Genomic DNA, 14,771 nt, shown 5'->3' on the forward strand with positions numbered 1-14,771 from the left:
AAGCTTTTGAAATTATTTTTATTTCAATATAAAATATAGGTACAACTGTCAAAGATTTGGAGGGTGATATAATTGGATATCCATGTATTAACAAAAGACGAAGCAGAAATTTACTTAGAACTTCGAGTAGAAGGATTAAAGCAAAACCCGGAAGCTTTCAGCTCTTCTTATGAAGATATTATTAATAAAGAGTGTGCTATTGAATATAAAGCCCAAAAATTAGCACAAGATGAGAACTATACACTAGGTGCATTTAAAGATGGAGAATTAATCGGAGTTGCAACACTGGAAACGAAACCATATGTAAAACAAGAACATAAAGCGAAAATTGGTTCAGTATACGTGTCTCCAAAAGCACGCGGACTTGGAGCAGGAAAAGCACTTATTAAGGAATGTCTTGAACTTGCTAACTCTCTAGAAGTAGAGCAAGTTATGCTCGATGTTGTTGTTGGCAACGATGGTGCAAAAAAACTTTATGAGTCATTAGGATTTAAAACATTTGGTGTGCAGGAACGTTCATTAAAATATAACGGACAATATTGGGATGAAGAGCATATGGTTCTTTTCCTAGATGAAGAAAAATAATAAAAAACATCCTCCATTTATGAGGATGTTTTTTTACTTCCTTGTAAACCATGCTGTATATAATAATTGAATAGCCTCTTCAATTTCTTCCTCTAATAAAGTCGCAAATCCAAGCAATACTGTATTTTCAGGAGAAGTCCCTTCCTTATAATACATCGAAACAGGATATACTTTAATACTCCTTTCAGCTGCCGCTTCCACTAACTCTTTCTCTTCCATCCCATTATGCACTTTTAATAAAATATGTAGGCCAGAGTCCTCTCCTATTACTTCAACTCCATTAGAAAAATATTTTTCTATTACCGAAACAAGACGGTCCCTCTTCTTTCGGTACACAACACGCATTTTATGAATATGCTTTTCCCAATGCCCATCATTTAAAAATTTCTTAATGATCTCTTGATCCATTCTTGAAACGCTTTGTGTATAAAATAAATATTGCTCCTGGTACTGCTTAATGAGCGGTTTTGGCAACACCATATAACTCATTCGTAATGATGGCAATAGCGCTTTAGACAGCGTCCCCATATAAATTACTTTCCCATCTCTATCTAACCCTTGCAGCGCTGGAATCGGCTTTCCTGAATATCGGAATTCACTATCATAATCATCTTCAATAATATATCTTCCTTCTTCTTTTTTCGCCCATTGTAAAAGCTGCATTCTTCTCGTAATTGGCATAATCATCCCGCAAGGAAACTGATGCGAAGGTGTAACAAATACAACATTTGCATGGCTATCAGTTAACTGTGACATACAAATTCCATCTCCATCTAAAGATAACATTTGGGCATTTTGTTCCCCTTGCTCAAAAACAACCATTTTCCGATGGTACCCAGGATTCTCAACTGCATAACGACTTCCCTTTAACAGCTGAAATAACATTTTTACTAATATTTGTGTACCCGCTCCTATTACAATTTGACTAGCTACGCATCGTACACCTCTAGATTCATACAAATAGCTCGCGATTGCTTCTCGTAAACTTACCTCCCCTTGCGGATGCCCAATAAAAAGTAAATCTTTATTTTCAAATTGCCATACCTCGTTCGTAATTTTTCGATATACATGAAACGGAAAAGTATTAGTATCCACACCCGTTTGAGTGAAATCAAATTTATACTTCTTATCTTGAAAAGGCGCTTCTCCTATTACCTCTTCGCTACCTTCCGCATGAATCATTTGCTCGATTTCACATGCAAAATACCCTTTTCTAGAAATCGACTCAATATATCCTTCCGCAAGAAGTTGCTCATAAGCAGCTTCAACTGTATTTTTACTCACTTGTAAATATGTTGCTAGCTTCCTCTTAGCCGGTAATTTCGTAAAAGCCGGAATCGTTCCATCTTTAATCTCTTTTTTTATATACTCATACAATTGTACATACAATGCCGTCTTACTATTTGCATTCAAATTAGGCGTTAATTCTAACACAATAACTGGCCCCTCTCAAAAACACATAACTGATACTTTTTACAGTACCAGAAGTTCTATATAATTCCTTTTATCATGTAACGCATTAATAATCAAATACTAGAGAGGAGATGCATGATAATGAACAATGGTAGACGCATTGGACTTATGATGATTATTACAGGAGCCACATTATGGGGATTATCTGGACCGATGATTCAATGGCTATTTCAACATACTAACGTATCATCACTTGATTTTTTAACAATTCGCTTGTTGCTTGCAGGAATATTTATTTTGTCTTTCTTACTAATAAAGAAACAAAACATATTTCAAATTTGGAAACACCCTAGACATTCTATACAACTTATAATTTTCTCTATTCTTGGCATGCTTGGTGCGCAGTACGCTTTTATCGAAACAGTTCATATTAGTAACGCTGTCACAGCAACACTATTTCAATTTCTAGGTCCTGTTCTTATTACAATTTACATGGCGCTTGAGCAAAAAAAATTCCCTGCTTCTATGCAAATAATCGCAATTATTACTGCTCTAACAGGGACATACTTTATTATTACAAACGGTTCAATTGAAAATATTGTTTTATCTAAAGCAGCTATTACCTTTGGCCTATTAACAGCGATTGGTTTTGCGTTTTATACCCTTCATCCGGCTTCTCTTATTAAAGACTGTGGAACAACTGTAGTAATTGGCTGGGGGATGTTAATTGGAGGGATTGCACTGCTTATTTGTAATCGTTCTTTTGGATGGAATCAGATTTCGCAAACTTTCACACTTCAAACTTTTTCTATGCTTATCCTTATCATTATAAGCGGCACTCTTTCTTTCCTTCTTTATATCGGTAGTCTTAAATATTTAGCAGCAACAGAAACAAGTATTTTATCTAGCATTGAACCACTTGTAGCTGCCATCGTTTCAATCGCTTGGCTTAATGAATCTTTTGGAGCATATCAATTATTAGGCGGAGTATGTATCGTTCTTTCTGTTATTTTCTTAACAATGCCTCAAAAAAAGAGAGAACCAACCTTTTCAACTGAGCAAATATAATGTCAAAAGAGGTCGTACAAAACTTACGACCTCTTTTTATGATTTAAAGGAATTGTCCCGCCTGCTAGCAAATACAATTACACTAACAATAAAAATTAGGAGTGTGGCAACATGAAAAAAATCGGAACTATGCTACTTTTCTCCTTCCTCATTACTGGCTGCGCACAAGTGCAACCAGATTCAAATGTACCTAAAAAAGAAGTACTAGAAACGTCATCCTCTCAAATTAACGCACCTTCCTTTTTTCATCTTAGTGTTTTAAAAGATGTAAATTGGGAAGAAGCACCTTCCTTTACAGAGGGGAAGATGCCCTTAAAAGGCATTGAAGGAAAAATTGCAATGGCTGATAGCTCTATTATCGCAAATGAACAAAATGAAATAATGTGGTTCTTCCTAGATCCTGAAATGCCAACTGGAAAACTATCTATTATCGCGTTAAAACAAGGAACTACAACTCCAACACCAATACTCTTTCAAAAAGAAACTTCCAAACAAACTTGGACTACTTCAAATACAGTCGATACAACCATAAAGGAACTCCCTCTCGTAATGTCACTACCTTCCTCTGGATTATGGGTATTAAATATATATGTGAATGAAAAATATTATGATCAGTTTGTAATCAACGCCGAATAAAGTGACAAAACTGAAACACTTCCTTACAACAATGTAATTTCTACGTCACGTACTTCGATAGTTGGATTATCTCTCTTCTCTTATACTTAAAGTAAGAAATGAAGCGAGGAGAGATGAGAGATGAAAAAAATGATAGAAGTGATCGTAGCAGTAACTGAGGTTTTAGTAAATGGTAAACAAGTTGCAATGGAATTAAATAAATAATGAAAGGGGCTTGAATAAATTTACACTTCTTCATTGTTTTGATTTCTTATCTCAAAAAAGCAGTGCCTTTTTAAGGCGCTGCTTTTTACTATTTATAACTTGGCATTTTCGTAATTTGCGCCACTCCTGAATCAATGGCTGCTTTTGCCACTGCTTCTGCAACACTTGGAACAACTCTTTTATCTAATGGATTTGGAATTACATAATTCGCATTACGTTCTTCGTCCGTAATTATGTTAGCGATCCCATATGCTGCCGCTAATTTCATCTCTTCTGTAATATCAGTCGCACGAACATCTAACGCACCACGGAATATTCCAGGGAAAGCCAATACATTATTTACTTGATTCGAATAATCAGAACGTCCAGTTCCTACTACAGCTGCCCCAGCTACTAATGCGTCCTCTGGGAATATTTCTGGGATTGGATTCGCCATTGCAAACACAATTTGTTTCTCGTTCATCGTCTGTATAAGTTCTTTCGTTAATACGTTTGGAGCAGATACACCGATGAAAATATCAGCTTGATGAATCGCCTCCTTTAATGTTCCACGTACATATTCTCGATTTGTCTTCTTTGAAACTTCGATTTGCGCTTCGTTCATCCATGTTTCACCTTCACAAACAATACCTTCTAAACTAACTAACGTAATGTGCTTTGCACCAGCTTTTAATAATAATTTTCCAATTGCAATTCCTGCCGAACCCGCACCGTTAATAACAATTTTCACATCGTCCATTTGTTTACTTACAACTTTTAATGCATTAATAACAGCTGCTAAAACAACAATAGCCGTCCCATGCTGATCATCATGAAATACAGGAATATTCGTTTCTTCTTTTAATCGTTTTTCAATTTCAAAACAGCGTGGTGCTGCAATATCCTCTAAATTAATACCTGCAAATGTAGGCTCTAGATTTTTCACAAGGGTAACGATTTCATCCACATCAGTCGTACCTAAACATAGCGGAAAAGCATCTACATTCGCAAACTTCTTAAATAAAATACTTTTCCCTTCCATAACAGGCATAGCCGCTTTCGGTCCAATATTTCCTAAACCAAGTACTGCTGTTCCATCTGAAACAACTGCCACCATGTTCCCTCTTGCTGTATAGTCATACGCTGTTTCTTCATCTGCCGCAATTGCTTTGCAAGACTCAGCTACCCCTGGTGTATAAGTCAGACTTAAATCATCCGCTGAATTCACTTCTACTTTACTTGTAATCTCAATTTTCCCTACTAACTCTTTATGCAATAACAATGATCTTTCATTAATTTGATTTTCTAACATATTTATAATCTCCCCTTAATTTGACAAGCTAGCTATACGAATATAGCTAGCTTGTTTTGATCATGAAAACATTTTCAATAAAATTGTTGCTGTTACGACCACTGCTGCTCCACCTAAACGCGTTGAAATTTGCGCAAACGGCATTAATTCCATACGATTTGAAGCTGATAAAATAGCAACATCTCCAGTTCCACCTAAACCACTATGACATCCAGTTACAATTGCTGATTCAACTGGATACATTTTCATCACTTTACCTATAAGAAAACCTGATGCTACCATTGTAAGAACAACTGATGCGCAAACAACAACATATCCTACAGAAAGAACTGCTGCTACGTCTTTTAACGGAATATATAGCAATCCTAAACCGACCATTAGCGGCCAAGTTAAATTCTTTGAAATAAATTTATATAAATGGAATGCACCTTGCTCCATTTTTGCTGGCATTAATTTAAAGTATTTCACAAGTGCTGCTGAAAAAATCATAATGATTGCTCCTGGAATACCGATAAACTTAGAAGCAAACCCTCCGAAAATAAAGAATGTACATGCAATCAATAACCCAGCTCCCATTAATGAGAAATCAATTGGTTTTTCTGTATTTTGCTCTTTTAATAACTCTGCTTGATTATCTGTTTTTACTAATACACCATTCCCACTAAGCTCAGGTCTCTTCTCACCTAAACGCTTCATATAACCTGCGCTCACAATTGCAAACATATTTCCGATAATAGCTGCTGGAATAAGCTGTGATACAAATGTTGCTGATGATTCATTTAAAATATCACCGTAAGCTAGTGATAACGGTAAAATCCCTTCCCCAATACCACCACTCACAATTGGTACGATGATAAAGAAAAATGTCTGCTTCATTTCAAATCCAAATAGTGAACCCACTAATAAGCCTACTGCGATAGAAGCTAACGTTCCTACTACTAAAGGAATAAACATGCGAACGAAACCTTGTACTAATACTTTACGGTTCATCCCTAAAATACTTCCTACTACTAAACAAGAAATATATAAATATAAAAAGTTCGATTTTTTCATTAACATAGTCGCAGCTTCCATTGAAGCTGGATTCATCCAGTTGAAAAATACAAGTAACGATGGAATAAATAATGAAAGAATTGCTGGACCACCGATGTTTTTTAGAATTGGAATTCTCATCCCAATGTCACCTAAGAAAATCCCCATGATCATAATAACTGCAAATCCACCAATCATATCTGCTGGTAATTTATTATATACAGATGCCCCATAAATAATAGCAGCCAATACTACATATAACGGTAAAGGTATTACACCGATTTTTACATTCATAATTTTAGAAGCAAACGATTCTCTTTGTACCCCATTCTCCTCAGAAAATGATACCGCTTCCATATTCTTTTGAATTCCCATATGGCACCCCCTTGTTTTCTTAATAACAATATTAAAACGCTTTCAATAGTAAAAATAGTTTTTGTAAGTTTTGTAACTACTTTTGTAATTAAAAAAAGTATAAGCGACCTCTAATAAGTCGCTTATACGTAAAAGTCTATTTTATTCCGGTCAATACACCTTAATTTACTCACCGGTCTTCCCACATTTTGATACACCATTTCATTCTCTAATACTCCGATTTCAGTCAAAAACATTACATACTTTCGAATAGAAACTCTCGAAACCCCTACTAATTGCGCCATTTCATCAGTTGTAAATGCTTGTCCATTAAGCGATTCGATTTTCTGCCAAATGAGTTGCAATGTTTGCTTTGTTAATCCTTTCGGAAGCTCTTTATAGTTAAAGGTCTCTCTTTTTTCTTTTTGTAAAATTAACGAATCTAATTCCGATTGACTAATTTTTTGTTGTTCTTTCATGAAAGTAAATTTTTCTCGATACACCGTTAATGCTTCCTTAAAGCGTTCAAATGTAAATGGTTTAATTAGATAGTCTACAACTCCATATTGTAATGCTTTTTTAATACTTCCCATATCATGTACAGCTGAGATCATCATAATATCAATTTCTTTTTCTTGATTTCGAATATACATTAAAAGCTCAAACCCAGTCTCCTCAGGCATAAAAATATCAAGTAATATGAAGTCTACTCGTGACTTCTCTAACACTTCTATCGCTTCTTTAACTGAGTTAACTGCATGGACAAGTTCAAACCCTCCCACTTGCTCTAAGTAATGCGTATTTAACATCGCAACCATCGGATCATCTTCTACAATCAAAACTTTGATCATTTTATCTCTCATCCCCACTTTTAGGTATTTCAATCGTTATTGTCGTTCCCGTTCCTAACACTGAATGGACATAAATTTCTCCATCTATTCGCTGTATGCTTTCCTTTACAAGATGCAAACCATAGCCCCGATTATCACCCTTTGTAGAATAACCTTTTATAAATAATGCATCAGTTTCATCTTCTTTTATGCCATTCCCCGTATCTTGTACTGTAATGACTAATGTATCCCTATATTGTATTCCAACTTCAACCTGCTGCTTCTCACAATTCGTCACTGCCTCTAATGCATTATTAATTAAATTTCCGACAATAGTGATCAGTTCATGAATGATACGTTCATCATATATTTCTGGTAAGTAAGAATCTTCTTTTATAATTAACCTTATATTTTTCTCTCTAGCATAACTAAGTTTACCTAGTAAAAATCCGGCAAATACTGGGCTTTGAATTTTTTTCATAACCCCACCAATTTCATATTGATGCTCTGATACCATACCGCTTACATACTTCTGCAATTCCTCATACTGTTTCATATGTGTAAGCCCTAATACGACATGCATCTTATTCATAAATTCATGAGATTGTGCCCGTAATGCTTCTGCATATAACCTAATACCAGTTAGTTCCTCTGCTAATTTTCTAATCTCTGTTTTATCACGAAATGTTGCAATCGCGCCAACTATTTCTCCTTTTACATATAAAGGAACACGATTTGTGACAATCGTAATTCCATAAATATTTTGTTCTTCGTTTAATTGTACCTCTCCCGTTTGCAACACTTCTTTTATACGCGAATTTGGCATATACAACTCAACATCTTTACCAATAAAATCTTCTTCCAGTCCACTTTTTTTAAATAGCCGTTTCGCTTCATTATTAATTAACGTTACTCTCGCCTCTTTATCTACAGCGATAATACCTTCCTTTACAGATTGCAACATCGTATTTCTTTCCTCAAGAATTTTCGCTATCCTGTGTGGCTCAAGACCGAATAAGCTTTTCTTTATATGCCTAGCTAGCAATATTGCTCCTATAATTCCGACTAGTACTCCAACTCCGACACCAATATAAATAATATGTCTACTTTCCTTAACCCTTTCTTTTACATTATCTGCTGAAATACCGACAGCCACCGCTCCAATTTGTTCGCCTGTTTCAGAAAATATTGGTACAAATACTCGCATTGAAATACCTAAAGTTCCTTCTGCTAGCGATACATGTTCCTTCCCTTTCAATGCAGGTCCTTCATCTCCCCCAATAAAATGATGACCTATTTTTTGAGGATTTGGATGCGATTTTCTTATTCCATCCATATCCATAACTACAATAAATTGAACACCTGTATTTTTTAATATCCTATTTGTATACGTTTGGATTGCTGAAGTATCTGCTTTCCCAATCAAACCATTGATTACAACTGAATCATTCGCCACAATGTGTGCAATTGTTTTCGCTTTCTCTGCTTGGCTTTCCTCCGTTGTCCGTTCTACATTATGACTAATTAATATATCTGTCACAAGTAAAGAAAAAATTACAACTGTACAAACTAACAATGTAATCGTTTTCCATAAATTCCATAGTCTTTTTCTTTTTTTCATCCCGTTAATGACTCCCCTAATTACTGAATAGAAAAATAAGTAAGGTGATATTATTTTCACCTTACTTATTTGCTGTTATTATACTTTAAATTTACTAGTCATTTCTTGTAGTTCTTTTCTTCTTCCATCAAATTAACTTATTTTTCTACAGCCGCTGCACTCTTCGTTATTTCAACAACTTAGAAAACAATACATAATAATAACATGTATTATTTTGCTCAATTATGCATTTTTGCATATTTAGTTATTTTTAAAAAGATTAACTTACAAAATAAGAGAACCCCATATAGAAGTTCTCTTGTTTCATATCACTTTCGCTTCTTAAAAATACCTTTCACAAAACTTTCTTTATGATCCGTGTAATTCTTTATCCCGGCTGAATGCTTCTTAGCATAATCTAATTTTAAATTTATATACTCTCCCTTTGCTTCCTCGTTTGCACTCAAATAATCTCTAAAAAAGATTAAATTATTCCAAATCCCCTTTTCATACTCTACTAAATGAATATAATGTGTACGTTTTTGAAAAGTAGAATCAGTAAACTTTGCAAAGATAATTTCACCAGGTCGTTCCACCTTTAATCGTAAAAAACCTATGGATTTAAAACCATCTATAATAGATTTTCCTACTGCATTTAAATCGTCTACAGCTACTAATATGTCTATAACTGGCTTGGATACCATACCTTCAATAGCTGTACTACCAATGTGTTCTATACGATCCGCTTCTATATGCATATTTTCTTGTATCTCATGTTTCACTTTAGAAAACTCTTTTTCCCACTCATCTGTATAACTCACTAACTTAATTTCGTCACCCGTTATGCCTAAGTCCATACCCCTTTTCCCCCTAATTTATTTTGAGCTTTTCACATAACTAATCGCTTGGCTCCCCATTTGTACCCACGCCTTTTCAAAATCCGCTCTCGACACACTGACATTCGGGCCTTCATTAAGTGGATCTTGAATATAAACAGACTCCTTATCATATCCAACAAGAACAACACAATGTTCATTATAAGTAATAGAAACATCTCCACCATTTGTTTCCCATATAGTGAATTCATCCTCATCTAGCGGTGCATATGTTGCATTCGTAATCATTACTACCGGTTGCCCATTACTTACACTCTTATAAAGTTCTTCAATACTCTTTCCTGTTAAGTCCACAGCTTCATTCGGTAAATATTTTTTCGCTAATTGAAAAAGTGGTCCATGATATACACCATATCCCGATTCAGAAAACGTATAAATGTTCCCCACAAATCCTTCATTCGGATTTCCTCTTACACCATCGTCTAAAAAATCTACCTTTTGGATGTCACTCGCTAATTTCATCTTATCTATAGAAACACCCGCATATTGTAACATCATCGCTAAACTTGTTACTTCGCAGCCTCTATCTAACTCTGGTAATTGCTGAATTAAAGGCACATTTGATAACATGACTTTTTCATCGTTATTACTAAACTCTATTCGTTTTTGACTTTGTACACTTGAAAATAGTAACCCCTTTACTTTCTCCACATACTTTGTAATTCCATTTGTATATGCACCCCATACCCCTATACATAGTAAGGCCATACATATATACCACTTCCATTTTCGTATCACCCTCACGCCCTTTTTAATTCGTTAAATACGAATAAAACGCATCAGCATCTGTTTGAACCATAGGAACAAACTTAAGCTCTTTTCCCTTTTCAGGTTGTTCAAGATTTATCTTCTCCGCCAAATCTTGAATATTCAAATTCGCTCTATCCATACCAAGCTCATCCGCCATTTGTATCACTTTTTGTTCATTGATTTCTCTTAATACTTGATATATATCTTTGCCATATAAATCAATATGATATTTTTTTGCTTCTTCCTGCACTTTTTGTTCGTACACTTCTTGTACTAACTCTTCCATCTCTTTTCCTTGTTGAGCAATACCTAGCTTTTCTGCCTCTTCTCTAACTTTTGTTCCATAGATTTCTTCCTCAATTTCTTCTATTTCTTTTCCTTCAGTTGAAACACCAAGTTTTTCTGCTTCATTATTAATTTTAATCTTATTAATTTGATCAATTAAACTTACAATCGACGTATTCTCTATAGATATTCCTAGTTTTAACGCTTCTTGCCTCACTTTTGTTTCATAAATTTCTTCTGAAAGAATTCCAACATCTTTTCCTTCTACCGAGATACCTAATTTTTCCGCTTCTCTTCCTACTTCCGTTTCATGAATTTCCTTTTCTAACGTAATTTGTTCTTTCCCATCCGTTTCAATGCCTAATTTTTCCGCTTTTTCTTCTGTATGCATTGCATGTATTTTCCCATCGTTTAATTGTTCTTTACTACGTTGCGCGTAATCTGTCTTTCCTTTTGGCGCTCCAGAAGGAGAGGCGCCCCCTAATATACTTAAACTCATTAATCCAATAGCACATACCGTCATCATCTTCTTTTTCAATACTTCTTCCTCCTTCTCACGCTTTCTGTTTCCATCTTTCCCATAATTTTTTTAATACTATACATCAACTTCATCACCGTTAAAAATAACAGTATGATTCATCTAATTCATCCAAAAATATCTACTCCAACATCTCTTTCTATTACAAGTTTCCATGATGTAATACATGATACAAGTTGTTTCTTAACTTTCCCTTAAAAAAAAGACGACCTTGTAAAAACAAGATCGTCTTCTCACTTATATTCTTTGGTTTTTAGGAAAAATCACTTCAAAACAAGTACCGTCTCCCCATTTGCTCTCTACCGATATTTTTCCATAATGCTTTTCTACAATCCAATTAGCGATTGAAAGACCTAACCCCGCTCCTTCTGATGGACTTCTTGCTTTATCTCCTTGATAAAAACGATCAAATAACTTTGGAATATCCACTTCTTTAACTCCTATCCCGTTATCCTTCACTTGTATGCGAATCGAACTACTCGTTTGCATACAAGTAATTTGAATATGTCCACCTTCATTCGTATACTTCATTGCATTATCTAGCAATATGACCATCAATTGATGAATTCTCTCTCTATCGCCAATAAACGATATGTCACGTTCTACTTTTAATACCATCTCTTTTTCTTGATAAGAAGCAATCTCTTTATATGGATCTACTATTTCTTCTAGCAATTGATCCACTTCAAATGTTTTCTTATCCATCTCGATTTGATTAGAATCCGAACGTGCTAACAATAATAAATTGCTAACTAGTTTTGATAGCCGTCTACATTCCTTTGAAATTGTAGAAATATCCATCGCCTTTTCTTCTATCGTTGCAGATGGTGACTGGAATAATACATCTGTTTTTGATTGAATAACCGCAAGTGGTGTTCTTAATTCATGCGATGCATCCGAAACGAACTGCTGCTGCTTCTCCCATGAATTTTGAATAGGTATGAGTGCTCTGCCAGCTAGGAAAAAGCCGATACCTATTGCACAGAGACTTCCTATGCTGCAACCTATAACGAGAATTAAAAATAAAGTATTTATCATTTCTTTTTCGGCTGTTGTATCGCGTACGATTTGCACAATTTGTCCGTCATCCTGAAACGCTAATGTTCTGAAATAATGCCCCTTTACTTCTATATCCTGAAGAACTCCTAATTTCTTTGGCGCAAAAGCTGGAATATTCTCTGTAAAAATAGAGAAAAATCTAGGGTTTTTCTCATCCATTGAGATTGTATTTCCCTTCCAGAACAACTTCATGACTCTTGGATCCCCAATTTGAATATTTTTCATGCCTCCCTTGGGAGGATTCTTAGATTTAACCCCATCTTTATATTCAATTATTTTTTCAAATGATTTATCTACTGCACCATAAATTCGATTATATGTGTATAAATAAATTATACTACCTAATACCCCAATTAATACGATGAAAACTAATGAATTTACTATAGTCAAACGAATGCGTGTTTTTTGAAACATACTTCCCTTTTTCATTGTTCTTTTAATATATATCCAATACCACGAACAGTTTGAATATCTTTTTGATAACCGAATGGTTCTAATTTTTTACGTAAATGATGAACATACACTTCTACTATGGCTACTGTTGTATCCGAATCAAATCCCCAAACACGATCAAAAATTTGTTCACGCATTAAAATCTTACTGCTATTTTGAATGAGATACTCTAAAAGTTCATACTGTTTTAACGTCAGCTTAATTGCTTGTCCATCTACTTGTACATCTTTATCTTTTCCAAACAGTTCAATCCCTTTATAACGAATTGTCTGCTTTGTTGTTAAACTACCACTTCGTCGTAATAAAGCACGAATTCTCGCTTTTAATTCCGGCGCTTGAAATGGCTTAACGAGATAATCATCTCCGCCAAAATCTAAACCTTTTACTCGATCCTCCAAAGAATCTTTTGCTGTTAAAAATAAAACTGGCGTTTCAATCTTCTCATCTCGTATTTTTTGAATAACTTCAAATCCATCCATTTCTGGCATCATGACATCAAGTAGTATTGCATCATATATATTTTGTAATGCCAAAAACAAGCCATCTTCCCCATTCATTGCCGTGTCCACTTCAAATTCATCGCGTAAAATTTGTACGATAGACTCCAATAAAGAAGCATTATCTTCTACTACAAGTAAGCGCATATTCTCACCTTCCACCATATAGTTCAATTCTATTTATAATTACATTTTAACGTTTTTCCCGATATAAAATTTGGAAGATTTATTATAAAAGCTCTCCCTTAAATTTTGCTTAATAAAAAATTGAAAGAAATAAGATTACCCTTATCTCTTTCAATTTTTTACTACATACACCTTTTTACTCGGCAACTCCAAACAATTTAATTGACCACCATACACAGCCCCGCCATCAATTCCTATAATACGATTACTGCCAAAATATACTCCACAATTTTCACTACCATGAAGCGTTTTTGTTTCCGTATGGCCAAATACAACAAGCTTTTCGCCACTATATCCACTATGAAACTCATTACGGATCCACATTAACGTATATGGTTCAGATTCAGAAACTCGTTTCATTGGCTCAACACCAGCATGTACAAAGATATACTCTTCTGTTTCAATGTAATGATCTAATTCTTGAATAAACGTTACATGTTCCTCTAATATATGAGATTGTAAAATCGGTTTTTGGAAGTTTTCCTCATTAACCGCAATGTCTTCTTCTACAAATCCATAGCTATATAACGTTTTATCTCCACCATTCCTTTTTACCCAATGGTTCCATGAACGTTCCTCATCTGTCGTTAATGCCTTAATCATCATATCTTCATGATTTCCCTTTAAAACAAAGGCTCCCTCTTCTTTTAACTCTTTTACCTTTTCAATGACAGCACTTGCATTCGGGCCACGATCTACATAATCCCCCAACAAAATTAGTTGATCCTGTTTTGCATCGTAGTGAGCTTCTTCCAATAATTGTTCGAACTTTTCTATTTCTCCATGAATATCACTAATAACAAGAATTCTTTTCATATTATCCCCTTCTTTCTAAACCATTCTCTTTCTAATTATAATTCAAAACGACAGAAAATTCCGAATCACATTTATTACAAACTAAAACTATTACCCTTACAACAATGTAAGTCTCTTGTCATCCAATTCGATGGTTGCAATTACTGTATTTCCTTATACTAAAAGTAAGAAATGAAACAAAAAACAAGGAGAGATGAGATATGAAAAAAGTGATGGAAGTTGTAGTAGCGGTGGCAGAGGTTTTTGTAAATGGGAAACAGATTGCAATGGAGTTAAAC

General features: G+C 34.7%; 14 protein-coding genes. 3 read left to right on the forward strand and 11 right to left on the reverse strand.

Translation table 11 applies throughout. The features are described from left to right. The first annotated feature begins 72 nt into the window (after window positions 1-72). On the forward strand, window positions 73-585 hold the full coding sequence (locus SJY24_RS27500; protein WP_377866910.1) for a GNAT family N-acetyltransferase: 513 nt from the start codon (window positions 73-75) through the stop codon (window positions 583-585). A 33-nt stretch (window positions 586-618) separates the two neighbouring features. On the opposite strand, the gene pdxR is transcribed toward SJY24_RS27500, so the two are convergent. After that, window positions 619-2,019 carry a MocR-like pyridoxine biosynthesis transcription factor PdxR gene (gene pdxR / locus SJY24_RS27505; RefSeq protein WP_377866911.1) on the reverse strand — a complete coding sequence of 467 codons (1,401 nt, stop codon included), beginning with the start codon at window positions 2,017-2,019 and terminating at the stop codon, window positions 619-621. Window positions 2,020-2,139: 120 nt separating this feature from the next. On the opposite strand from pdxR, the gene SJY24_RS27510 reads away from it, so the two are divergent. Both SJY24_RS27510 and SJY24_RS27515 read left to right on the forward strand, forming a co-directional pair. Beyond that, window positions 2,140-3,066, forward strand: a complete 927-nt coding sequence (locus SJY24_RS27510; RefSeq protein ID WP_377866912.1) for a DMT family transporter — start codon at window positions 2,140-2,142, stop codon at window positions 3,064-3,066. Window positions 3,067-3,177: 111 nt separating this feature from the next. Beyond that, the gene (locus tag SJY24_RS27515; RefSeq protein ID WP_098767388.1) at window positions 3,178-3,702 is read left to right on the forward strand and encodes a DUF4871 domain-containing protein; all 525 of its coding nucleotides are present in this window, start codon (window positions 3,178-3,180) and stop codon (window positions 3,700-3,702) included. 292 nt (window positions 3,703-3,994) lie between these two features. Here SJY24_RS27515 and SJY24_RS27520 read toward each other — a convergent pair whose 3' ends face one another. The 10 genes from SJY24_RS27520 to SJY24_RS27565 all read right to left on the reverse strand — a co-directional run bounded on the left by SJY24_RS27520 (window position 3,995) and on the right by SJY24_RS27565 (window position 14,493). Continuing rightward, the gene (locus tag SJY24_RS27520; RefSeq protein ID WP_377866913.1) at window positions 3,995-5,197 is read right to left on the reverse strand and encodes an NAD(P)-dependent malic enzyme; all 1,203 of its coding nucleotides are present in this window, start codon (window positions 5,195-5,197) and stop codon (window positions 3,995-3,997) included. Window positions 5,198-5,257: 60 nt separating this feature from the next. Continuing rightward, the gene (locus tag SJY24_RS27525) at window positions 5,258-6,604 is read right to left on the reverse strand and encodes a 2-hydroxycarboxylate transporter family protein (RefSeq protein WP_377866914.1); all 1,347 of its coding nucleotides are present in this window, start codon (window positions 6,602-6,604) and stop codon (window positions 5,258-5,260) included. A gap of 122 nt (window positions 6,605-6,726) precedes the next feature. After that, window positions 6,727-7,434, reverse strand: a complete 708-nt coding sequence (locus tag SJY24_RS27530; RefSeq protein WP_377866915.1) for a response regulator — start codon at window positions 7,432-7,434, stop codon at window positions 6,727-6,729. A gap of 1 nt (window position 7,435) precedes the next feature. Continuing rightward, a complete protein-coding gene (locus tag SJY24_RS27535; RefSeq protein ID WP_377866916.1) occupies window positions 7,436-9,034 on the reverse strand; it encodes a sensor histidine kinase in 1,599 nt (532 codons plus the stop codon). 308 nt (window positions 9,035-9,342) lie between these two features. Further along, a complete protein-coding gene (locus tag SJY24_RS27540; RefSeq protein ID WP_377866917.1) occupies window positions 9,343-9,870 on the reverse strand; it encodes a GrpB family protein in 528 nt (175 codons plus the stop codon). A gap of 18 nt (window positions 9,871-9,888) precedes the next feature. Continuing rightward, a complete protein-coding gene (locus tag SJY24_RS27545; protein ID WP_377866918.1) occupies window positions 9,889-10,617 on the reverse strand; it encodes a C39 family peptidase in 729 nt (242 codons plus the stop codon). A 43-nt stretch (window positions 10,618-10,660) separates the two neighbouring features. Next, window positions 10,661-11,482, reverse strand: coding sequence for a transporter (locus tag SJY24_RS27550; RefSeq protein WP_377866919.1), 822 nt, complete (start codon window positions 11,480-11,482; stop codon window positions 10,661-10,663). Between the two features lie 237 nt (window positions 11,483-11,719). Beyond that, on the reverse strand, window positions 11,720-12,955 hold the full coding sequence (locus tag SJY24_RS27555) for a sensor histidine kinase (protein ID WP_377866920.1): 1,236 nt from the start codon (window positions 12,953-12,955) through the stop codon (window positions 11,720-11,722). Between the two features lie 11 nt (window positions 12,956-12,966). Then, window positions 12,967-13,638 carry a response regulator transcription factor gene (locus SJY24_RS27560; protein ID WP_377866921.1) on the reverse strand — a complete coding sequence of 224 codons (672 nt, stop codon included), beginning with the start codon at window positions 13,636-13,638 and terminating at the stop codon, window positions 12,967-12,969. 150 nt (window positions 13,639-13,788) lie between these two features. Further along, the gene (locus tag SJY24_RS27565) at window positions 13,789-14,493 is read right to left on the reverse strand and encodes a metallophosphoesterase family protein (protein ID WP_377866922.1); all 705 of its coding nucleotides are present in this window, start codon (window positions 14,491-14,493) and stop codon (window positions 13,789-13,791) included. Window positions 14,494-14,771: the final 278 nt, after the last annotated feature.

The sequence above is a fragment of the Bacillus sp. R86525 genome (assembly GCF_042466195.1).
Taxonomy (GTDB): Bacteria; Bacillota; Bacilli; order Bacillales; family Bacillaceae_G; genus Bacillus_A; species Bacillus_A nitratireducens.

Bases quoted from the DNA above. Each gene is read 5' to 3' on its own strand.
- SJY24_RS27565 (WP_377866922.1), bottom strand. From the start codon at position 14,493: ATGAAAAGAATTCTTGTTATTAGTGATATTCATGGAGAAATAGAAAAG.
- SJY24_RS27540 (WP_377866917.1), bottom strand. From the start codon at position 9,870: ATGGACTTAGGCATAACGGGTGACGAAATTAAGTTAGTGAGTTATACA.
- SJY24_RS27535 (WP_377866916.1), bottom strand. From the start codon at position 9,034: ATGAAAAAAAGAAAAAGACTATGGAATTTATGGAAAACGATTACATTG.
- SJY24_RS27515 (WP_098767388.1), top strand. From the start codon at position 3,178: ATGAAAAAAATCGGAACTATGCTACTTTTCTCCTTCCTCATTACTGGC.
- SJY24_RS27520 (WP_377866913.1), bottom strand. From the start codon at position 5,197: ATGTTAGAAAATCAAATTAATGAAAGATCATTGTTATTGCATAAAGAG.
- SJY24_RS27555 (WP_377866920.1), bottom strand. From the start codon at position 12,955: ATGTTTCAAAAAACACGCATTCGTTTGACTATAGTAAATTCATTAGTT.
- SJY24_RS27525 (WP_377866914.1), bottom strand. From the start codon at position 6,604: ATGGGAATTCAAAAGAATATGGAAGCGGTATCATTTTCTGAGGAGAAT.
- SJY24_RS27510 (WP_377866912.1), top strand. From the start codon at position 2,140: ATGAACAATGGTAGACGCATTGGACTTATGATGATTATTACAGGAGCC.
- SJY24_RS27545 (WP_377866918.1), bottom strand. From the start codon at position 10,617: ATGGCCTTACTATGTATAGGGGTATGGGGTGCATATACAAATGGAATT.
- SJY24_RS27560 (WP_377866921.1), bottom strand. From the start codon at position 13,638: ATGCGCTTACTTGTAGTAGAAGATAATGCTTCTTTATTGGAGTCTATC.
- SJY24_RS27530 (WP_377866915.1), bottom strand. From the start codon at position 7,434: ATGATCAAAGTTTTGATTGTAGAAGATGATCCGATGGTTGCGATGTTA.